18 protein-coding genes are annotated in these 20,914 nt (G+C 67.1%); 12 read left to right on the top strand and 6 right to left on the bottom strand.

The features are described from left to right. Positions 1-91: 91 nt before the first annotated feature. The gene (locus ACFXKN_RS32100; RefSeq protein ID WP_378940765.1) at positions 92-1,696 is read right to left on the bottom strand and encodes a dolichyl-phosphate-mannose--protein mannosyltransferase; all 1,605 of its coding nucleotides are present in this window, start codon (positions 1,694-1,696) and stop codon (positions 92-94) included. A 177-nt stretch (positions 1,697-1,873) separates the two neighbouring features. Here ACFXKN_RS32100 and rsmI point away from each other — a divergent pair, with 177 nt between their 5' ends. Both rsmI and ACFXKN_RS32090 read left to right on the top strand, forming a co-directional pair. After that, a complete protein-coding gene (gene rsmI / locus ACFXKN_RS32095; RefSeq protein ID WP_379434612.1) occupies positions 1,874-2,701 on the top strand; it encodes a 16S rRNA (cytidine(1402)-2'-O)-methyltransferase in 828 nt (275 codons plus the stop codon). Between the two features lie 102 nt (positions 2,702-2,803). Next, entirely contained in the window at positions 2,804-3,757 is a 954-nt protein-coding gene (locus ACFXKN_RS32090; RefSeq protein WP_378940761.1) for an Rpn family recombination-promoting nuclease/putative transposase, read from the top strand. A gap of 113 nt (positions 3,758-3,870) precedes the next feature. Here ACFXKN_RS32090 and metG read toward each other — a convergent pair whose 3' ends face one another. Beyond that, entirely contained in the window at positions 3,871-5,439 is a 1,569-nt protein-coding gene (metG, locus tag ACFXKN_RS32085; protein WP_378940759.1) for a methionine--tRNA ligase, read from the bottom strand. 102 nt (positions 5,440-5,541) lie between these two features. On the opposite strand from metG, the gene ACFXKN_RS32080 reads away from it, so the two are divergent. From ACFXKN_RS32080 to rsmA, 4 genes are all read left to right on the top strand, one after another. Further along, positions 5,542-6,375: a TatD family hydrolase gene (locus tag ACFXKN_RS32080; RefSeq protein WP_378940757.1), complete on the top strand. Its 834-nt coding sequence runs from the start codon at positions 5,542-5,544 to the stop codon at positions 6,373-6,375. A 172-nt stretch (positions 6,376-6,547) separates the two neighbouring features. Further along, complete coding sequence (locus ACFXKN_RS32075; RefSeq protein WP_379434609.1) at positions 6,548-7,675, top strand: transglycosylase family protein; 1,128 nt, start codon at positions 6,548-6,550, stop codon at positions 7,673-7,675. 124 nt (positions 7,676-7,799) lie between these two features. Next, a complete protein-coding gene (locus tag ACFXKN_RS32070; RefSeq protein ID WP_379434607.1) occupies positions 7,800-8,957 on the top strand; it encodes a lipase family protein in 1,158 nt (385 codons plus the stop codon). A 34-nt stretch (positions 8,958-8,991) separates the two neighbouring features. Next, a complete protein-coding gene (rsmA, locus tag ACFXKN_RS32065; RefSeq protein ID WP_379434605.1) occupies positions 8,992-9,876 on the top strand; it encodes a 16S rRNA (adenine(1518)-N(6)/adenine(1519)-N(6))-dimethyltransferase RsmA in 885 nt (294 codons plus the stop codon). A 324-nt stretch (positions 9,877-10,200) separates the two neighbouring features. On the opposite strand, the gene ACFXKN_RS32060 is transcribed toward rsmA, so the two are convergent. Beyond that, on the bottom strand, positions 10,201-10,407 hold the full coding sequence (locus tag ACFXKN_RS32060) for a cation transporter (RefSeq protein ID WP_358108305.1): 207 nt from the start codon (positions 10,405-10,407) through the stop codon (positions 10,201-10,203). Positions 10,408-10,560: 153 nt separating this feature from the next. Here ACFXKN_RS32060 and ACFXKN_RS32055 point away from each other — a divergent pair, with 153 nt between their 5' ends. Both ACFXKN_RS32055 and ACFXKN_RS32050 read left to right on the top strand, forming a co-directional pair. Beyond that, on the top strand, positions 10,561-11,496 hold the full coding sequence (locus ACFXKN_RS32055; protein ID WP_379434603.1) for a 4-(cytidine 5'-diphospho)-2-C-methyl-D-erythritol kinase: 936 nt from the start codon (positions 10,561-10,563) through the stop codon (positions 11,494-11,496). A gap of 198 nt (positions 11,497-11,694) precedes the next feature. Continuing rightward, on the top strand, positions 11,695-13,485 hold the full coding sequence (locus tag ACFXKN_RS32050; RefSeq protein WP_379434601.1) for an ABC-F family ATP-binding cassette domain-containing protein: 1,791 nt from the start codon (positions 11,695-11,697) through the stop codon (positions 13,483-13,485). Here the strand turns inward: ACFXKN_RS32050 and ACFXKN_RS32045 are convergent. Together ACFXKN_RS32045 and ACFXKN_RS32040 are read right to left on the bottom strand one after the other, a co-directional pair. Next, positions 13,482-14,327: an Abi-alpha family protein gene (locus ACFXKN_RS32045; protein ID WP_379434599.1), complete on the bottom strand. Its 846-nt coding sequence runs from the start codon at positions 14,325-14,327 to the stop codon at positions 13,482-13,484. The two genes, ACFXKN_RS32050 and ACFXKN_RS32045, sit on opposite strands and share 4 nt — an antisense overlap. Next, complete coding sequence (locus ACFXKN_RS32040; protein WP_378940744.1) at positions 14,318-15,532, bottom strand: DUF445 domain-containing protein; 1,215 nt, start codon at positions 15,530-15,532, stop codon at positions 14,318-14,320. The genes ACFXKN_RS32045 and ACFXKN_RS32040 overlap by 10 nt, the downstream gene beginning before the upstream one ends. A gap of 400 nt (positions 15,533-15,932) precedes the next feature. Here ACFXKN_RS32040 and ACFXKN_RS32035 point away from each other — a divergent pair, with 400 nt between their 5' ends. Both ACFXKN_RS32035 and ACFXKN_RS32030 read left to right on the top strand, forming a co-directional pair. Beyond that, positions 15,933-16,805 carry an Abi-alpha family protein gene (locus tag ACFXKN_RS32035; RefSeq protein ID WP_379434597.1) on the top strand — a complete coding sequence of 291 codons (873 nt, stop codon included), beginning with the start codon at positions 15,933-15,935 and terminating at the stop codon, positions 16,803-16,805. 280 nt (positions 16,806-17,085) lie between these two features. Continuing rightward, positions 17,086-17,610: a nuclear transport factor 2 family protein gene (locus ACFXKN_RS32030; protein WP_378913480.1), complete on the top strand. Its 525-nt coding sequence runs from the start codon at positions 17,086-17,088 to the stop codon at positions 17,608-17,610. 77 nt (positions 17,611-17,687) lie between these two features. Here the strand turns inward: ACFXKN_RS32030 and ACFXKN_RS32025 are convergent, their stop codons facing one another. Then, positions 17,688-19,328: a peptide chain release factor 3 gene (locus ACFXKN_RS32025; RefSeq protein ID WP_378926198.1), complete on the bottom strand. Its 1,641-nt coding sequence runs from the start codon at positions 19,326-19,328 to the stop codon at positions 17,688-17,690. 286 nt (positions 19,329-19,614) lie between these two features. On the opposite strand from ACFXKN_RS32025, the gene ACFXKN_RS32020 reads away from it, so the two are divergent. Both ACFXKN_RS32020 and pth read left to right on the top strand, forming a co-directional pair. Continuing rightward, positions 19,615-20,217 carry a 50S ribosomal protein L25/general stress protein Ctc gene (locus ACFXKN_RS32020; RefSeq protein WP_379434594.1) on the top strand — a complete coding sequence of 201 codons (603 nt, stop codon included), beginning with the start codon at positions 19,615-19,617 and terminating at the stop codon, positions 20,215-20,217. 23 nt (positions 20,218-20,240) lie between these two features. Beyond that, positions 20,241-20,819, top strand: coding sequence for an aminoacyl-tRNA hydrolase (pth, locus tag ACFXKN_RS32015; RefSeq protein ID WP_378940736.1), 579 nt, complete (start codon positions 20,241-20,243; stop codon positions 20,817-20,819). Positions 20,820-20,914 lie beyond the last annotated feature (95 nt).

Below are 20,914 nucleotides of genomic sequence, written 5' to 3'. Positions count from 1 at the left end.
ACGGGCTGACGCTGCGACCCTATAGCCGCCGGCCGCGTCCAAACGAACCAACCACCTGAGCCCGGCCTGAATACACGGAGAGGCGGGCCAGCTACCGCCAGCTCGGCAGCCAGAGATGGTCTTGCCAGTTCTGCGGTGTGATCGCCTGACCCGTGAGGATCGGCCACAGCCAGACGAAGTTCGCGATCACCAAGCCCAGATAGATGCTGACGATCAGCAACCCGAGCGCGTACCGCTCGTTCACCGGGGCGGGCAGATAGGTGCCCGTCGGACTGCGCGGTATCCCCGCGGGTCTGGCCGACCCGAGGATGTCACCGAGTGCCAGCGCCATCCCCATCACCAGGAACGGCGCGAGCACTACCGCGTAGAAGAAGTACATCTGCCGGTCCAGCGTCACGAACCATGGCAGCAGCCCGGCGCCGTACCCCACCAGCACCGCCGCGTAACGCCAATCGCGGCGAACGATCGAACGCCATGCCATCCAGCCGATGAGCGGCAGCGCCAGCCACCACAGCGCGGGCGTGCCGACGGCCATCACGGCCTTCACACACTGGGCCTCGCCGCAACCGGTGACCGTGCCGTCGGCGTAGTAGTAGAGCATCGGGCGCAGGCCCATCGGCCAGGTCCACGGCTTGGATTCCCACGGATGGTGGTTGCCCGCCGAATTGGTGAGGCTGGAATGGAAGTCGAGGGTCTCGCCCTGGTAGTGCCAGAGCGAGCGCAGCGCGTCGGGCAGGAACGCGAACGCGCCACCGCTGCCGACCTGATTGCCGACCGCGTACCGGAACACCCCGCTCTCGCTGGCGAACCACGCCCAGTACGAGGACAGGTACACCACCAGCGGGATCACCACCAGCGCGTACAGCGCGGGCCCCACATCGCGGACCATCGTCCCCAGCCACGGCTTGCGCACCCCGTACGCGCGTCGCGCGCTCACGTCGAAGGCCACGCTCAGCAGGCCGAAGAACATGATGTAGTAGATGCCCGACCACTTGGTGCCGCACGCCAGGCCGAGCAGCACACCCGCGCCGAACCGCCACCAGCGCACGCCGAGTCGCGGACCCCAGTCCGAGATGCCGACCCGCCCGGCCAGATCCGCGCGAGCCATCCGCTCGCGGACTTCGTCGCGGTCGACTATCAGACAGCCGAAAGCCGCGGTGACCAGCAGCGACATGAAAATATCGAGCATGCCGATGCGCGAGGAGACGAAGGTCAGGCTTTCGGCGATGAGCAGCACACCCGCGAACGCGCCGATCAGCGTCGACCTGGCCATCCGGCGCACGATCCGCACCACGAGCAGCACCAGGATCGTGCCGGCCAGCGCCGCGGTGCCGCGCCAGCCCCACGCGTTGTAGCCGAATATAGCCTCACTGATGGCGATGAACTGTTTGCCGACGGGTGGGTGCACGACCAGGCCGTAAGCGGGGTTGTCCTCCACGCCGCCGCCGGTGACCATCTGCCAGGCCTGTGGGGCGTAATGCTTTTCGTCGAAGACGGGGGTGCGCGCGTCGGTCGGATAGTTCAGGTTGACGAACCTGGTCAGCGCGGCGATGAAGGTGAGCGCCGCGGTGACCACCCAGCCACGCGCGGTGTCGAACGGGCCGAAATCGGGGGCCGGGCGCCGCGGCGCGGGGCTGACCAACGCCGACACGGGACGCGACGGGGGCATCGCGCGCTCATCGGTCACCGGGATCACGCCCCGATCGTAGGCGGTGCGCCCATCGAAGTCCGACCCGACACTGCCGCCCCTGTTCCCCATCACATACGGCCGATCGCCGCACCCCGGTGACCTGACAGAATGGTCGGGCGTCACCTGCATGTGCCGCTCGCCGCTCGCCTGCGGCCCAAGATACCGGAGAGGCGGGACAACACTGTGTTGGTCTTAGCGGCTACCCCGATGGGTGACATCGGCGACGCGTCCCAGCGACTGCGCGACGCGCTCGGTTCGGCCGACGTGGTCGCCGCCGAGGACACCCGCCGCACGAAATCGCTGGCGAAGGCACTCGGCGTCGAGATCACCGGCCGCGTCGTCAGCTTCTACGACCACGTGGAAACCGCCCGCATCCCCGCCCTGCTCGACGACATCGCGAGCGGCCTGACCGTTCTGCTGGTAACCGACGCGGGCATGCCGTCGGTGAGCGACCCCGGCTACCGCCTGGTCGCCGCCGCCGTCGAACGCGACCTTCCGGTCACCTGCCTGCCCGGCCCCTCCGCGGTCACCACCGCACTGGCCCTGTCCGGCCTGCCGGTGGAACGCTTCTGTTTCGACGGCTTCGCCCCACGCAAGGGCGGTCAGCGCCGAGAGTGGTTGCGCACCTTGACATCCGAGCAACGCGCCATCGTCTTCTTCGAAGCCCCCCACCGCCTCGCCGACTGCATGGCCGACGCGGTCACGGTCCTCGGCCCCGACCGCCGCGCCGCCATCTGCCGCGAACTCACCAAAACCTACGAGGAAGTCGTCCGCGGCACCCTCGGCGAACTGGCCGCCTGGGCCGCCGACGGCGCCCGCGGCGAGATCACCGTGGTTCTCGAGGGCTCCCAACCGGTTTCGGCCGAGCCTGCCGAATTGGTCGACGAGGTCGAGACTTTGGTAGCAGGCGGCATGCGACTCAAGGACGCCTGCGCCGAAGTCTCCGCCGGTCGAGGCGCCTCACGCCGCGAGCTCTACGACGCAGTCCTGGCCGCCCGCTCGGAGAGCTGAGCGGCATTCAGCTCGAAAGCTATTGATAGGCAATACTCTCCGTCAGTGTTGTTGACATGCGAATATTGCTGACAATCCGATGTGGCGGCGTACGGTGTGGCTATGGCCGAGCGACCGACAAGCCCGCACGACGCCCTGTGCCGCCGCATCCTCGGTCGACCGGAGAACGCCGCCTCGGAACTCAAGTCGGAACTGCCGGACTCGTTTGTCGCACAGGCGGACTGGTCGACGTTGAAGCAACTGTCTACCGGATTCATCTCCGCCCAGCTGACACCCCGGTATGGGGACATGCTGTTCTCGATCGAGGTCGAGGGTCAGGAGACGTTCGTCTACTACCTGATCGAGCATCAAAGCAGCACAGACAAACTGATGGCCCTGCGGTTGATCGAGTACATGGTCGCCATTTGGACCCGCTACGTCAGCGAGCACCCGCAGACCACCACGGTGCCGTTGATCATTCCGCTGGTCGTCCACGCCCATCCGAAGGGGCGCCGGTGGCGGGCGGAAACGGAACTGTCGCTGTTGTTCGACCTCTCCCCACTGGTGCGTGAGTCGCTGGGTGAACTGGTGCCGCGGATGCGGTACGTCATCGACGACATGGCCGCTACCGACCTAGTCGAACTCCGTAAGCGCCAGCTCACACCGGCGGTAGTGGTGATGCTCTACGTGCTGAAGGTCGCACCGGGGCGCACAGACGCGGGCGCGCGGTTGTTGCCGCTGGTGAAGGACCTATCGGCGATGTTCGATGGCCCGAATGGTCGCAACGACCTGCGAGCGGTGGTGGAGTACATTATGAATGTCAGCGACACCGAGCCGGCGGACTTCGATCCGTTGCTCGAGCAGCTGGGACAGCAGGCTAAGGAGGCCATCGTGACAACCGCAGAAATGCTCGAGGCGCGCGGTGCGGCGAAGACCTTGATTCGGCTGCTCGGTCACAAATTCGGTGAAGTTCCCGAGTGGGCGATCGCTCGGGTCCGGTCAGCGAGCGCAGCGGAACTGGACAGGTGGACCGATCAGATTCTGACCGCGACCAGCGTCGAGGACGCCCTCAACTGAGTCGTCGATGGAATTGCTCGCCTGATTCAGCATGCGGCGACTCGGCGAGGGGTTGAGTTCACATCGCTGAAACTGTGGCGCACGGTGAAACCGTGCGCCACAGTTCGTTTCGGCTATTCCTTGGGCTCGATATAGCGCGGGAAGACCGGTTCCGGTGCGGGCAGGTCGAGGCCGGGGGCCAGGGGAGTGGCGATGTCGGCGAAGGCGCGGCCTTCCTGGGCGAGCAGGTCCAGGATCTTGGCCGCCGAGCCCGGCATCACCGGTTGGACCAGGATGGCCACGATGCGGACTACCTCGAGGGTGACGTAGAGGACCGTCGCCATGCGGGCCAGGTCTTCCTCGGTGCCCGACTTGCGCAGCGCCCACGGCGCGTTGGCGGAGAAGTAGCGGTTGGTTTCGCCGAGGGTGAGCCAGATGGCTTCCAGGGCGAGGTGCATCTGCTGGACGTCGAACTCGGTGCGGCACTTGGCCAGTAGCGAGTTGGCGCGGTCGAGCAGCGCGCGGTCCTCGTCGGTGAACTCGCCGGGTGTGGGGGACTTGGCGTCGCAGTTCTTGTTGACCATGGTCAGGCTGCGCTGGACCAGGTTGCCGAACTCGTTGGCCAGGTCGCTGTTGATGCGGCCGGCGATGGCGTCGTTGCTGTAGCTGCCGTCCTGGCCGTAGGAGATCTCGCGCAGCAGGAAGAAACGCACCTGGTCGAGGCCATAGGTGGCTACCAGCGAGAGCGGGTCGACGACATTGCCCGTCGACTTCGACATCTTCTCGCCCTTGTTGTACAGGAACCCGTGCACGAACACCCGGTCCGGCAGTTCGATCCCCGCCGACATCAGGAACGCGGGCCAGTACACCGTGTGGAACTTGGTGATGTCCTTGCCGATGATGTGCAGGTTGGCAGGCCAGAACTTCTGGAACGCGGTGGAGTCGGTGTTCGGAAAGCCCACGCCGGTCAGATAATTGGTGAGCGCGTCGACCCACACGTACATCACGTGGTCGGGCGCGCCGGGGACCGGGACACCCCAGTCGAAGGTGGTGCGGGAGATCGACAGGTCCTTCAGCCCGGACTTGACGTAGCTGAGGATCTCGTTACGCCGCGTCGAGGGCGCGATGAATTCGGGCCGCTCCTCGTAGAGGGCGAGGAGCTTGTCCTGATACTCCGAGAGCTTGAAGAAGTAGTTCGACTCCTCGGACCAGGTGACCGGGGTCTTGGTCTCGGTGGACTCGCGGGTGCCGTCGGCGAGGAGGGTGGTCTCGTCCTCGTTGTAGAAGGCCTCGTCGCGCACCGAGTACCAACCCGAGTAGTGATCGAGGTAGATGTCGCCATTGGCGAGCATCCGTTCCCAGATGGCGACGCTCGCGGCCATGTGGTCGTCATCGGTGGTGCGGATGAAGCGGTCGAACGAGATGTCGAGTGCTTTGTCCATCGCCTCGAAGACGTCGGAATTGCGTGCCGCGAGCTCCTGCACCGGGATGCCCTCGGTAGCCGCGGTCTGCTGCATCTTCTGACCGTGCTCGTCGGTGCCGGTCATGAAGAACACGTCGTAGCCGTCGAGTCGCTTGAAGCGGGCGATCGCGTCGGTGGAGATGTACTCGTACGCGTGGCCCATATGCGGCACACCGTTCGGGTACGCGATGGCCGTCGTGACGTAGAAGGCGGGCGCCTCGGCGCCTTCGGCTGCACTCACGCCTGCGCCTCGCTAGCGCTCGGCGCAGTCGTGACTGCAGATGCAGCTGTGCCCATTGATCGCTCGCTTCGCTCACTCATGATGGGCACTACTCTAATCCGGGTGGCAAACACGAATCGTCCGGCTCCGCCAGTTCCGCCGCCGCTCGCGCCCCTGATCGATGCCCACACGCACCTCGATGCCTGTGGCGCAACCGATGCGGAGTCGACCACGGCCATCGTGGACCGGGCCGCCTCGGCCGGTGTGGGACATGTGGTGACGATCGCCGACGATCTCGCGGCCGCGCAGTGGGCCGTGCAGGCGGCGCAGTGGGATCCGCGGGTGTACGCCGCCGTCGCGTTGCATCCCACCCGGGCCAACGCTCTCGACGACAAGGCCAAGACCGAGCTCGAACACCTCGCCACCGACCCGCGCGTGGTCGCCATCGGCGAGACGGGCCTCGACTACTACTGGCCCGGCAAGCTCGATGGCTGCGCCGATATCGAAACCCAGATCGAGGGTTTCCGCTGGCACATCGACCTGGCCAAACGCGTGCGCAAACCGCTGATGATCCACAACCGCGAAGCCGACCACGACCTGCTCACGGTGCTGCTCGACGAGGGTGCGCCGGACACGGTGATCTTCCACTGCTTCTCCTCCGACGCCACGATGGCGCAGGCCTGTGTGGCGGAGGGATATGTGCTGAGTTTCTCCGGCACCGTGAGTTTCAAGAACGCGCACGAACTGCGCGAGGCCGCCAAGCTGGTGCCCGACGACCAGATCCTGGTGGAAACCGACGCGCCGTATCTGACGCCGCACCCGTATCGCGGTGCGCCGAACGAGCCGTACTGCCTGCCGTACACGGTGCGCGCGCTGGCCGAAGTGCGCGAACAGGACCCGGAGACGCTGGCCGAGATCACCACCGCCAACGCGCGCAGGCTGTATCGGATTCGGTAGTCCGATTCGTCTGTTCGGCAGGGGGCTGGACACCAACCGTGAGTCGGCTCACATTGCCCTGCTCACGCCGTTATCTACCAGCGCTGTCTATATCGAATCGTGATCTACGATCCCGCTGATCGGACTGCCTGGTGTTGTCTACCGCGCACCTCGTCGTTATCGTCCTGTAATCATGTCGGCTTTTGCGCGGATCAACTCGTCACGTTCACCGCTGCTGTTCGCAGCGGTGGCGGCCATGCTGCTGATTCTGCTCGTCGGCGCCTCGCTGGCCATCGTGAACCACAAGACGGTCGCGCTGGTCGTCGACGGCGAACGGACCGAGCTCTCGACGATGTCGCGCGATGTGCGCGCCATCCTGGCCGACGCGGGCTACGAGATCGCCGAACACGACGAGGTCGTCCCCGCCGCGGGCGCGAAGGTCGGCGACGGCGCCACCATCACCTTCAACCGTGGCCGCGAGATCACGGTCACCCTCGACGGTGTCGAGCGCAAGGTATGGACCACCGGCACCACCGCAGGCGACGCGCTCGCGTCGATGCAGATCCCGTCCGACACCCACGTGCTGCCCTCGCGCACCGAGAAGCTGCCCCTCGACGGTGCCGCGCTGAGCGTGTACACCCCGCGCAATATCTCGCTGGTAGACGGCGGCGCCGCCCCGGTCGATGTACGCCTCGCCGCCGCGACCGTCGGTGAATTCCTCGCTGCCGCAGGCGTTCCGCTGAAGGACGAGGACTTCACGGAGCCTGCCGCGACGACGCCGCTCACCGAGGGCATGCAGGTTGTCGTCACGCGGCAGCGCACCGAACAGCTCACCGAAACCCTGCCGCTCGATCCCACCGAAACGGTGATCGAGGACGTGACCATGAACATGAGCCGCACCGTGGTCGAGAACCCTGGCATGCCCGGTCTGCACGAGGCGACGTTCGCGGTGAAGATGGTCAACGGTGTCGAAGCCTCACGCGTGCAGGTGAATTCGAATGTGATCACGCCCGCCCAGCCCAAGACGATTCGTCAGGGCGCCAAGCCGGGGACCGAGGTGCCGCCGGTGCGTGACGGTGCGGTGTGGGACGCGCTGGCGAAGTGCGAGTCGACGGGGAACTGGGCTATCAACACCGGGAACGGTTATTACGGTGGGATTCAGTTCGATCAGAGCACTTGGGAGCGGCAGGGTGGGTTGAAGTACGCCCCCCGGGCTGATCTGGCGAGCAGGGAAGAGCAGATCGCGATCGCTGAGGTGACTCGGGCGCGGCAGGGGTGGGGCGCTTGGCCCGCGTGCACCGGGCGGTTGGGGATCAGCTGATCCCGCTCGGCCCAAGGCTGAGGGTTCTCTGTCATTCGTGGGCCAGGCGCGTCATCCGGGCTCCGGCGGCGGTCGATCTGTACTCTCGTCCAAGATCTTGACCGCCTGGTAGAGAGGCCGACCTGTGCTGAAGATCCCGATCCGGGTGACCGTTGTCGCCGCGCTGGTCGCGAGCGCTTTCGCCGCCGCCGGGTACACCCCGGTGATGGCAGCGCCCCCCGGTTCGCTCATCTCGGTGCAGGCCGAACCCGATGGCTGGCACGGGCTCACCAGGGGTGCGTCGGTCGAGTATTGGATGACCGACTCGGCGGGCATCGAGCGCCCGGCCAGCGGCGCGATGTTCATCCCCGAAGGTGACGCCCCGGTCGGCGGCTGGCCGATCCTGGCCTACGACCACGGCACCTCCGGCTCCGGCCCCGGTTGCGGCGGTCAGGCCGACCCGGAAACCGCGCCGTTCCAGCAGCAGCGCGGGGGCGAGGACCGGCTGCTCCAGCGGTTCATCGACCAGGGCTTCGCCGTCGTCGCGCCCGATTATCTCGGCCTCGGCCGTTTCGACACCGGCCCGCACCCGTACCTCGAGGTGCGCAGCGAGGCGACCGCGACGATCGATCTGGTCCGTGCGGCCCGCGCCGCCAACCCCGACCTCTCGCGCACCTGGAGCGTGCTCGGCGTTTCACAGGGTGGTCACGCGGCGCTGAGCACGGCGCATGTGCAGGCTGAGTACGCCCCTGAGCTGGACTTCCGTGGTGTCGCCGCGATCGATCCGGCCTCGGACGTGGAGAAGATCCTGCCGTTCGTCGGCCCCGCGACGCCGGATGTGCCGGGGCTGTCCAGCGCCACCACCTCGTTCGTCGTCAGCATCCTGGCCGGTCTGCGCGCCACCGACCCCGGGCTCGACATCGACTCCTACCTGACTCCGCGCGGCAAGGAGATCGTCGACGTCGCGGGCAGCCAGTGCCTGGACGAGATCTTCGTGTCGACCAAGGGCGTCACCGCCGCCGACCTGCTAGCGCGTCCGCTCGCCCCGCTGCGCGATCCGCTCGCGGCGTACATGATGCTGCCGACCAGCGGTTACGATGCCCCGATCCTGCTGTCCATGAACGTCGCCGACATGGTAGTGCCGTCGCCGCTGCACGCGGCGCTGGTCGCCCAGCTCGCGGCCAACGGTGTCGATCAGCAGGTGGTCCTCGGCAACGGTCAGCACGGCTCGGTCTCGCCCGAACAGCTCGCCGCCATCGACGGATTCCTCGCGCGCGTCAACGCCGCCCCGACGCAGCGCTGAGCTGCCCCATCAGCGAGGTTGGTAGGTTCTAGCAGTGTCCGAACCAGAGAATTCCGCTCGAGGTAACCGTGCCGCATTGCTCGGTCCCGCCGAGGTGCGGACCCTGGCCGAACGTTTCGGCGTCCGACCCACCAAGCAGCTCGGGCAGAACTTCGTGCACGACGGCAATACCGTGCGTCGCATCGTGTCCGCGGCCGGCGTCGGTGCGGGTGACACGGTGCTCGAGGTCGGTCCGGGTCTCGGCTCGCTGACGCTGGCGCTGCTCGACGTGGTCGACCAGGTGGTCGCCGTCGAAATCGACCCGGTGCTCGCCAACTATCTGCCCGAAACCGTCGCCGATCGCGCGCCCGGCCTGGTCGAGCGGCTGCGCGTGGTCGAGGCCGACGCGCTGCGGGTGCGCCCGGAGCAGTTGCCCGCCGTGCCGACCGCGCTGGTGGCGAACCTGCCCTACAACGTGGCCGTGCCGGTGCTGTTGCACCTGCTCGCGACGTTGCCGAGCATCATGGTGTCGCTGGTGATGGTCCAGGCCGAAGTGGCCGACCGGCTCGCCGCCGAGCCCGGCAGTCGGGTGTACGGGGTGCCGAGTGTCAAGGCGGGTTTCTTCGGCAAGGTTCGCCGCGCCGGTCACGTGGGGACGCAGGTCTTCTGGCCGGTACCGCGCGTCGAATCGGGTCTGGTGCGGATCGACCGCTATGTCGAACCGCCGTGGCCGATGGACGAGGCGCATCGCCGACGGGTGTTCGAGGTGATCGACGCGGCGTTCGCGCAGCGGCGAAAGACGTTGCGGGCAGCGCTGTCCGGATGGGCGGGATCGCCCGTCGAGGCCGAGCGCAGGCTCGTCGCCGCGGGTATCGATCCGCAGGCACGGGGCGAGACCCTCGAGACCGCGGCGTTCGTCCGGTTGGCGGCGACGACCTAGATCGTCGAATCGTGGGTTCTCGCAGGGGAACCCGCAGTACACCGGCCGTTCATCGGCGCGGGTCGCGCGGCCGCTGTGAAAGCAATTGTGGATAACCGGTTTTCGCCGCGTCCTGAGTTGATCATGGTCCGCGGGCGGCACTCCCGGTTGAACCCCGAAATCGTGTCTCATCACGCTTGGGGATGGATGTGGATGACATTGTGGATGATTCGTTGTGCGGCGCGACGTGGGTGAACCCGCGGTGAACGTGGTCCCTGTCACTTCGCCGTCGAGTGGCCTGGTCCCTGCTGGGCGGGGGCGCTGCCTCGCCCAGCAGGAGTGGAGTCAGGCGCTCAGCGCGTAGCCCGCTTCGTCGACCGCGGCGGCCACCTCGGTATCGGCCAGTTCGCCCTCGCTGTCGACCCGGACGAGACCGCTGGCGAGGTCGACATCCACGCTGGTGACGCCGTCGATCTTGCCGATTTCCTGCTTGACCGAGCTGACGCAGTGTCCGCAGGTCATCCCCGTGACGGTGTAGGTGGTGGTGGCCATGGCCGACTCCTTCGCTCTTCGAACATACGGTCCAGGGGTATGTCCCCGACACGAATGAACATACCCCCCATGGGTACCTAGCGCAACCCTGTGTTCGAGCGGTGGGCATTCGACGTGCGTACTCGTCGGTGGAACCTATTACGCTGGGTAATCGTGCTGTCAGTTGTGCCCAGCCCAGTCGTCGTGCGAGCTCCGTCGAAGGTGAACCTGCATCTCGGAGTCGCTGATCTGCGTCCGGATGGTTACCACGACCTGACCACCGTCTTCCAGGCATTGTCCCTCGCCGACGACCTCCGATTAGCCCCATCGGCCTCGCTCACCGTGCGGGTCACCGGCGAAGGCGCCGCCGAGGTGCCAACCGACCGCACCAACCTGGTCTGGAAGGCCGCGGTCCGGCTGGCGCACCTGGCAGGCCGTGCCCCGCTGGTCGAGATCGCCATCACCAAGGGCATTCCGGTGGCAGGCGGGATGGCGGGTGGCAGCGCCGACGCGGCCGCGACCCTGGTGGGGCTGAACGAGCTGTGGGACCTTGGCCTGACCCGCGAAGAACTGTCGACGATCGCCGCCGAACTCGGCAGCGACGTCCCGTTCTCCCTGCACGGCGGCACCGCCCTCGGCACCGGCCGTGGCGAACGCCTGCTTCCGGTGCTGTCGCGCAGCACCTTTCACTGGGTCCTCGCGCTGGCCAAGGAAGGCCTGTCCACCCCCTCGGTGTTCCGCGAACTCGACCGCCTGCGCGCCGAGGGCGCGCCCCCGCGCCTCGGCGACCCCCAAAAACTCATGCAGGCATTGGCCGCCGGCGACCCGCACACCCTCGCACCACTCCTCGGCAACGACCTGCAGGCCGCGGCGCTCTCGCTGAAACCGGAACTGCGCCGCACCCTGCGCGCGGGCGTCGGCGCGGGCGCGTTGGCCGGTCTGGTCTCGGGGTCGGGGCCCACCTGCGCGTTCCTCTGCGAATCGGAGGAGGCCGCGATCGGTGTCGCCGCGGAGCTGGCAGGCGCTGGCGTGTGCCGCAGCGTGCGCACGGCCACTGGTCCTGTTCCGGGCGCCCGCGTGCTCGACACCGAGGCGCACTCCAAACGCTGATGACCACCAGCTGAGTCCGGCCGCAGCGGTGCCGGTCAGAGCGACCGGCGGCGTCCACTATGATCGCAATCAACAGACCTCGCACGAACATGGGTAACTCACCGGGTAGGGGCCAACTGGTCCAGCAATCCCCCCGTCGGACGCCGACGCACCGCAACCCCGCACCTATGTCTGGCCTCGAGTCGCGGAGAGGCGGCAATGCCCAACCTGATCAACCTGGAACAGGTGTCCAAGAGCTTCGGCGTCAAGCCGCTGCTGGATGACGTCTCCCTCGGAATTCACGCGGGGGAACGGATCGGGGTGGTTGGCCTCAACGGTGGCGGTAAGACCACGCTGCTCGAGGTCCTGACCGGACTGGAGCCGCCCGACAAGGGCCGGGTCAGCCGAGTGGGTGGGCTGCGGATGGCCGTGGTCACCCAGCGCGGCGTGCTGCCCGAGGGCGCGAGCATCGGTTCGATCGTGTTCGCCGGGCTGTCCGACGACCTGTCCACCGCCGATATCGCCGACCACCAGTGGGCCGCCGACTCTCGTGTGCGCTCGATCCTCGAAGGCATCGGCATCGCCGATCTGGGCCTCGACACCCTCGTCACGAACCTCTCCGGTGGCGAACGCCGCCGCGTCGCTCTGGCGGCGGCCCTGGTGCGCGATCTGGACCTGCTGGTCCTCGACGAGCCGACCAACCACCTCGACATCGAGGGTGTGCAGTGGCTGGCCGGGCACCTGGTCGCTCGGCGCACCGCGCTCGTCGTCGTCACCCACGATCGCTGGTTCCTCGACACGATCGCCAACCGCACCTGGGAGGTTGTCGGCGGCAAGGTGGAGGTCTACGAGGGCGGCTACGGCGACTGGATCTTCGCTCGCGCCGAACGCGCACGTCAGGCCGACGCCTCGGAATCGCGCCGCCAGAACCTGGCCCGCAAGGAACTGGCCTGGCTGCGCCGCGGCGCCAAGGCTCGCACCTCCAAGCCGCGCTACCGCGTCGAGGCTGCCGAGGCCCTGATCGCCGATGTGCCCGCGCCGCGCGACTCGGTCTCGCTGGCCGCCTTCGCGCGCAAGCGCCTGGGCCGCGTGGTGATCGAACTCGAGGATGCCGCCCTCACCACCCCCGACGGCCGGGTGCTGGTCGACGACCTCACCTGGCGACTCGCGCCGGGCGAGCGGGTCGGCCTGGTCGGCGTCAACGGGTCGGGCAAGACCACCCTGTTGCGCGCGCTGGCCGGGGAGACCGAACCCGCCAAGGGCAAGCGGATCCAGGGCCAGACCGTGCAGGTCGGCTGGCTGCGTCAGGAACTCGACGACCTGCCCACCGACATGCGGGTGCTCGAGGCCGTCCAGCAGGTCGCGCAGCGAATCATGCTCGGCGACAAAGAGATCTCGGCGGGCCAGCTCGCCGAACGGCTCGGTTTCACCCCGGCCCGCCAGCGCACCCCGGTCGGCGACCTCTCCGGTGGTGAACGCCGTCGCCTGCAACTCACCCGCATCCTGATGGCCGAACCGAACGTCCTGCTGCTCGACGAGCCGACCAACGACCTCGACATCGACACCCTGCAGCAGCTCGAAGACCTGCTCGACAACTGGGCGGGCACGCTCGTGGTCATCAGCCACGACCGCTATCTGGTCGAGCGCATCTGCGACTCCACCTGGGCCCTGTTCGGCGACGGCAAACTCACCAACCTGCCCGGCGGCATCGACTCCTACCTGGCCAAGCGCGCCACCATGGCGGGCAACACCAAGCCGCTCACCGCGAAGACCGGTGGCGCCTCGACGGATTCGTCCGACCGCCGCGCGGCCCGCAAGGAACTGTCGAAGGTCGAACGCAGCATCGCCAAACTCGACGAGCGCGAACAGAAACTGCACAAGGCGCTGGCGGATGCCGCAACGGACCCGGACAAGCTGATCAAGCTCGGTACCGAGCTGAAGGAAGTCGTCGCCGACAAGGAAGCGGCGGAAGAGCGCTGGATGGAACTGGCGGAGCTCGGCGAGAGCTAGGTCGCGGTCTCGCGACCGTCGCTGATCACTACGGGTAAACACGTCTGGACGAAGTCGGCGCCGAATTCGGTGAGCAGGATGCTGCGGTAGGTCACCTTCGTGCCGAAACCGGGGCGCTTCAACGCTTCCCGCACCTGCTCCTGGGCCTCGATGACCTGGTAGCGGTGCGGGTTGCCGACGGGGTCGCGGGTGGACTCGATGAGCCCCAGTCTGCGCAGGTTGGGCAGGTACTGCGGCACCCGGTTCGGAAATCGCAGGCCCGCGTGGTCGCCCAGCATGGTGAGTCCGCTGATCAACCGCTCGCCGCCGAACGCCCGCTGACGCCCGGTGCGCACATCGATGGCCGGCTGCGGCCCGTCGACGTGCAGGAATCGCAGGATCCGTGCCTCGTCGGGCGTGATCTCGGCGAGGATGCCGGGATAGGCCGGATGGGTGTCGGGCTGCGCGGCGTGCGTGCTGGCGGACAGGCGGAGCAGTTCGGCGCCCTGCTCGCGCAGGGTCGGGGTGCCGTCGTCACCACGGTGTTCGGTGCCCGTCGGCAGGCCGAGCGCGTGCCGAAGCCGGTCGCGCACTTCGGTTTCCGCTTCCGCGAGCACCTCGCTGGGCGGAGTGCCCGCCATGCTGCCGCGCAACACCGTGACCGTCACCCCGAGCGCGGTGTCCAGCGTCCACAGCGTTATTCCCGAGGCAGCGGTGAGCGCTACCCGCGCCACACCGGTGGCCGCACGAACCGTGCGTACCGGTGAGACGGGCAGCAGCCCACGCTTGTCGGCGGAGACCTCGAGCGGCGGTACCGATCGTCGCACCAGCTCGGTGGACGGGGTCCCGTCGTCTACATCCATGTCGTCGCTACTCCTGTTCCGAAGACCAGGATGTGAGCGTATCCGGCGAGCAGTCCCAGCGCGCCGCCATGGACAAAAAGCAACCATTCGTCCTGTTTGATCGCCGAGCGCAGCATGTCCACGAAGTCATGTGGGGAAAGTGCGGACATTTGCCGGGCGATGTAGTCGTTGACCTGCCTGCTCTGCTGAGCATTGAACGCGGGATCGGCGAACGCCATCGGCGCGATCGTCATGGCCTGCGTGGTGAGAGTTGATTGCAGCGTGTCGTATTCGCGGCTGCCGAGCATGAACTTCACCGCGGGCCGGGCGGGTCCGAGCGCGCGGTCGGCGGCCGGGCGCAGGGTGTCCTCTAGCATCTGCAGGGTCCGGTCCGAGCGCGGGCCATTGAGCAGCTCGTCGCCGATATTGGCCACCGTGACGACCTCGGTGGACACCAATGCCGCGTAACCGGCGGTGATTTCGGGCTGGCGCTTGATCAGCAGACCCTGCCGCCACGGGCACCACCACCTCGGCGTGGCAGGCGCGAAGATCATATTGATGCCGATCCAGTTCACCACCCAGCCGATGATGATCCCGCCGACCGGCAGCACGACCAGCGCCGAGAGCCCGGTGGTGTGCAGCGCCAGGACCAGCAGCAGCCCGCAGGGCGCGCCGAAATAGAAGCCGAAGTTCTGCATGAACCGCAGTTCCTTGGCGCCGAGCACCTGGAACAGCTGGTTGAGCAATTGCGGTCGCGCCTGGAAGTAGCGGATCACCATCTGCTTCACGTCGAGCAGCTGATCGATATTGGCGCCGAGCTCCATGGTGAGGTCACGCAGGATCTCGGGCAATTGTGAGCGCACCCGCTGATGGATCATCTCCCTGACCTGAACAGGCAGGTTGTACCAGAGCTGCGGATGTTCGCGACGCAGGATCACCTCGACGATGTCGCGGATCTGCGCGTCGGCCACCTCGGCCAGATGTTCGGCCAGCTTCTCCGGGTCGAGCTCGCGATAGAAGTCAGAAACACTGCCCAGCTTGGACAGACCCTTGTCGACCGCGATGCTGGCCATCTTGTCGGCGCGCGAGGGCACGATGCCCTGCCAGCCGATCCGGCCGTCATAGCTGAGCAGCGGCAAGACCTGAATCCGCTTGGGCAGATAGGGGAAGACCGCGCGCAAACCGGGCAGTCGGAAACCGTGGAATTGGATCGGCTGGAACAGCATGAGAATGCCGGACCAGTTGGTTATGTATCCGATAATTCCTGTGAAAAGAGGAATGGTCAGAATTTCAAGCAGGAGTGTCGGGTGTAACCCGAACACGCTCTCCAACACGACACGCCCTCCTGCCGATACCCGGTGACCACCGCCTCACCGAGAACCAAAAATTTATCACCCCCGCGGCGAGGTGACCCTACTGTGAGATGAGGAACCGGGTCCATTCGTCGTGTGTCAGGCCACAGGGTAGTGTCTGAGACATCAGTCACAGAACCCGTCCTGAATGCCGTACTCACCCTGGCTAGTCGGAACAATGACCATCACCACATTTCGTGACAGGCCACAACGGCGCGCACAGGGGGCGCGCGGTGGCGAGGACTGTTCACATGGCGAGACTTCGGAGTAGGACGTGACAGACGACAGGACCGGTCAGGACCTGGCCCGTGCCGGTACCCGCGCCGTCGAGCGCAGCTCGGATGTCGAGCAGCGACAGATCAGCAATGAAGCACGGTTGATCCGTGGCGTTTTCCGTGCCGCCGGATTGGCCGCCGGTACCGCGGTGCGCGGCAGCCAGTGGGCTGTCGGCACCACCTATGAGGTCACCAAGGAGCTGGCGCAGGCGGCGCTGGACGGCGAATCCTCCGCCGATATCGCCGAGCGCACCGGCAATGCCCTTCGCTCCATCGCGCGCAGCGCGCTCGGTGTCACCGAGGGGTCGGTGCGCGAGATCGTCAGCTATGTGCCGACGCCGAACGGCGCGTCGCAGCAGTCCATCACCGTCGGCCCGTACCTGCGCTCGGCCACCACCGATGAACTGCGGCGACGCGGCGACGCGTTGCTGGCCCGCTCGGCCGACGTGTACTTCACCGAGGACGTGCACCCGGCCTACGACCGCATCCTCGACGAGGTCGCGCCCGACGAGGCCCGCATCCTGCGGTTCATGGCCCTCAACGGGCCGCAACCCTCGGTCGACGTCCGTACCAACCGACCGCTCGGCATCGGCTCGGAGTTGGTGCAGGGCGACCTGACCTCGGTTCCCGAACAGGCGGGCGTGCGCTACCCGGACCGCTCGCGGTCCTACCTGATCAACCTCAACCGCCTCGGTCTCACCCTCACCTCCGACGATCCGGTCGTGCTGAGCCGGTACATGGTGCTGGAAGTGCAACCCGTCGTGGAGCAGGCGCTCAAGAAGGCGGGCCGCGCACCCAAGATCGTGCGCAAGAGCCTTCGCCTCTCGGAATTCGGTGAGGATTTCTGCCGCACCTGCTTCACCATCGGGTAGCCCAGACACCCCGGGTCCGCCGGCGCCGGAGGTCACACTCCGGTGTCGGCAGTGATAGCGATCTGATACAGAACGGGCGGTGAGCCACTTCTGGTGGGATCGTGGAGAGATGGAGCAGGGCCCGGAATCTCCGAACGTGCACGTCGACGAACCTGTCGCGTCCGCGTTGATAGGCCCTGCGCCGTTGCTGCCCGGTGATGACACGCCGTTGGTCACCGGGTCGGACTCGGGGGAGGCATGGATGGCGTCACCGCCGCCGGACGACGAACAGCCAACCCCGATCGAGCGCCCGCCGGATCACCCCGACGACCTCATCGCGCTCGGCAGGCTCAAGTACCGCTATCTGCGCAGCCTCGACACCAAGTCGTGGGACGAGTTCGCCGACACGATGATCCCCGAGGCCACCGCCACCTACAGCGAATACCTGCAGTTCGAGTCGCGCGAGGCCTTCCTGGCCTTCCTGCGCAACACCCTCGGACCGCACGTGATCACCGAGCACCGCTGCGACCACCCCGAGATCGATATCGACGGTGACACCGCCACCGGCACCTGGTATCTGGCCGACACGGTGATCATCCCCGAACACAACATGTGCCTGCGCGGCGCCGCTTTCTACACCGACAGCTACGTGCGCTGCGACGACGGGCATTGGCGCATCTCGCACACCGGGTACGAGCGCACCTACGAGGTGGTGCTCTCCCTCAGCGACCTGCCCAGCCTGCGTCTCACCGCGAGCCGCTGGGGCATGATCGCGCAGGAGAACCACATCTCCTCGGTGGAACGCAATCCCGGCCCGGCCGCATGATGACGCCGACACTCGGCCCGTGCACGGCCGGAGGGAACGCGTAGGTACGCCTGACCGCCGACCCAGACAGCTTCTGCTCAGTCGGCCGTCGCGACCAGTGGTTCCAGCGTGAGTTTCGGGTGTTCCTTCTCGATGTACTGCAGCCGCCACTTGTCGCTGAACAGCGCCAGAATCACGCCGTCGGTGCGGGTGAACACCTCGACACCGCGCTGGCGATCCAGCTCGGGCGCCGACTCCGCGTCGGTGCGCCGGGCCAGGGTGAAGGGGAGGAAGTCCAGCTGGGTCTCGACGTTGAACTCGCCCTGCATCCGGGCCGTGACCACCTCGAACTGCATCGGACCGACAGCGGCGAGTACCGGAGTGGCATCACCGCGGGCGTCGTTGCGCAGCACCTGCACCACGCCCTCGGAATCGAGCTGGTCGATGGCCTTGCGGAACTGCTTGTACTTGCCCGCGCTCTGCGCGCGCAGCGTCGCGAAATGCTCGGGGGCGAAGCTCGGGATCGGCGGGTACTCCACCTTCTTCTCGACGAACAGCGTGTGGCCCGGCGCGAGCGCGGTGGCGTTGACCAGACCGACCACATCGCCGGGGTAGGCGGTGTCGACCGTGGTGCGCTCGCGGCCGAAGACCGTCAGCGCGTACTTGGTGGCGAACGGGCGCCCGGTCTGCGCGTGGGTCACCACCATGCCGCGCTCGAATTCGCCGGACACGATCCGCATGAACGCCAGCCGGTCGCGGTGCGCGGTATCCATCCCCGCCTGCACCTTGAACACCACCGCGCTGAACGGGTCACCGGTGGTGCGTTCCTTGCCCGTCACGTCGGCACGCGAGCCGGGCGCGGGCGCCAGTTCCACCAGCGTCTCGAGCAGTTGGCGCACACCGAAATTCAGCATGGCCGAGGCGTAGATCACCGGCGAGGTCTGGCCCGCCAGGAACATTTCCTGGTCATGGTCCTGCCCGGTCGCCGAGAGCAGTTCGCTCTCCTCGGCCGCTGTCGTCCAGGCCTCGCCCTCGCGCGCTTCGGCTTGGGCGGAAGTCAGGTATTCCTCGGGCGCGATGGTCGCGCCACCGGCGGTGCGGGTGAAGTGGATGTACTCGCTCGCCTCGCCCTCGGGCCCACGGCGCAGCAGGCCGCGGAAATCGCCCGCGATGCCGACCGGCAGGAAAAGGGGAGTGGGCGTGAGGCCGATCCGCTCGCTGATCTCGTCGAGCAGTTCCAGCGGGGCCTGACCCGGCCGGTCCCACTTGTTGATGACGGTGATCACCGGGATGCCGCGGTGGCGGCACACCTGGAACAGCTTGAGCGTCTGCGGTTCCAGACCCTTGGCCGCGTCGATCAGCATCACCGCGGCGTCGACGGCCGTGAGCACCCGGTAGGTGTCCTCGGAGAAATCGGAGTGGCCGGGAGTATCGACGAGGTTGATCACATTGTCGATATCGGATCCGGCGGCCCGGTAGTTGAACTGCAGCGCGGTCGAACTCACCGAGATGCCGCGCGCCTTCTCCATCTCCATCCAGTCCGACACCGTCGACTTGCGACCGGCCTTACCGTGGATCGCGCCCGCCTCGGAGATCATCCTGGCGTGCAGGGCCAAAGCTTCGGTGAGCGTCGACTTACCCGCGTCGGGGTGCGAGATCACGGCGAACGTGCGGCGACGGGCCACCTCGGCGGGCAACCCGCGTGGGGTGGGGGCGACGCCTTCTCCGGACTCGGTCAACGGTCGAACCTTTCGCAGTGGTCGGCAACCTATCCAGAGTAAAGGTCTGGTCCATCGCCAGGTCGACGGGGTGTTGGCGAGGCGCGGACCTGATTTTCGCGGGCGATTCGCGTGCGGTATGGTTGGCGGGTTGTCTCGGCGAGGGTGAGTGCCCGTTTGGTGCGCACACCGTGATCGACGCGGCTCGGCTGAGTTGTTTGGGCCGTCCTCGTTCGTTCTTCGTCCGACGAGTAGACCTTGACCCCGGAGTTGGGTCACCCATGACGAGCCGTAGGAGCGCATTCGTATGTCCGACGCCAATCTGATCGAAGCCGCCGTCCGCACCGAGTTCGGTAAGGGTGCCGCTCGCCGTACCCGTCGCGACGGCAATGTCCCCGCCGTGCTGTACGGCCACCACTCCGAGCCGCAGCACCTGTCGCTGAACGCCAAGGCGTTCGCCGCGATCCTGCGTCTGCACGGCACCAATGCCATCCTGAACCTGCAGATCGACGGCCAGCCGCAGCTGGCGATGACCAAGTCGGTCGTCGTCCACCCGATCCGTCGCTACATCGAGCACGCCGACCTGCTGATCGTCAAGCGTGGCGAGCGCGTCACCACCGACGTCAACGTCGTCGTCACCGGCGATGCCGTTTCCGGCGCCCTGATCACCCAGGAACTCAACACCCTGTCGATCGAGGCCGACGCGATGAACCTGCCCGAGTCCATCGAGGTCTCGGTCGACGGCATCGCGATCGGCACCCAGATCCTGGCCGGCGGCATCACGCTGCCCAAGGGTGTCACCCTGGCCGGTGACCCGGAAGCCCTGATCGTCAACGTGATCGAGGCGCCGTCCGCGAAGGCCGAAGACGAGGGCGAAGCGGCCGCGGAGACCGCCACCGAGTCCGAGTAAGACCGCGCACTACGATTCGGGCAATGACCGAATCTTCCGGGCCCGCGCTCGTAGTCGGACTGGGTAACCCCGGCCCCGAGTACGAGCGCACCCGCCACAATGTGGGCTTCCTGGTCGCCGATGTGCTCGCCGAGCGCGTCGGCGGCCGTTTTGCTGTGCACAAGAAGTCCGGTGCCGACCTGCTGCAAGCGCGCCTGGACGGACGTCAGATCCTCATCGCGAAGCCGCGCACCTACATGAACCTGTCCGGGCGGCCGGTCGCCGCGCTGGCGAAGTTCTTCTCGGTGCCGGTGGATCAGGTGATCGTGGTCCACGACGAGCTGGATCTGCCGTTCGGCACGCTCAGGCTCAAACAGGGCGGCGGCGAAGGTGGACACAACGGGTTGCGGTCGATCTCGCAGGCGTTGACCACCAAGGAGTATGTGCGGACCCGGATCGGGATCGGGCGTCCCCCCGGTCGGCAGGATCCGGCCGATTACGTGCTCAAGCCCTTCTCCGCGCCGGAGCGCAAAGAGGTTCCGGTGATCGTGGAGCAGGCCGCCGATGCGGTGGAACTGCTATTGAAGGTCGGGCTGGAAGCGGCCCAGAACAACCTGCACTGAGTTTTTGGAGCGCTGGCGCGCTCGAGCGCGGCCCCTGGGGGGGCCGCGAGTTAGCCACCGTTGCTGGCGGCTGCGCCGCGGACGCACTGTCTCTT

Origin of the sequence: Nocardia sp. NPDC059195, from assembly GCF_042754695.1 — a bacterium.
In the GTDB taxonomy this organism is placed as follows: domain Bacteria; phylum Actinomycetota; class Actinomycetes; order Mycobacteriales; family Mycobacteriaceae; genus Nocardia.
The sequence above is the reverse complement of the archived record's forward strand: the minus strand, read 5'-3'. Positions and strand labels throughout refer to the sequence as shown.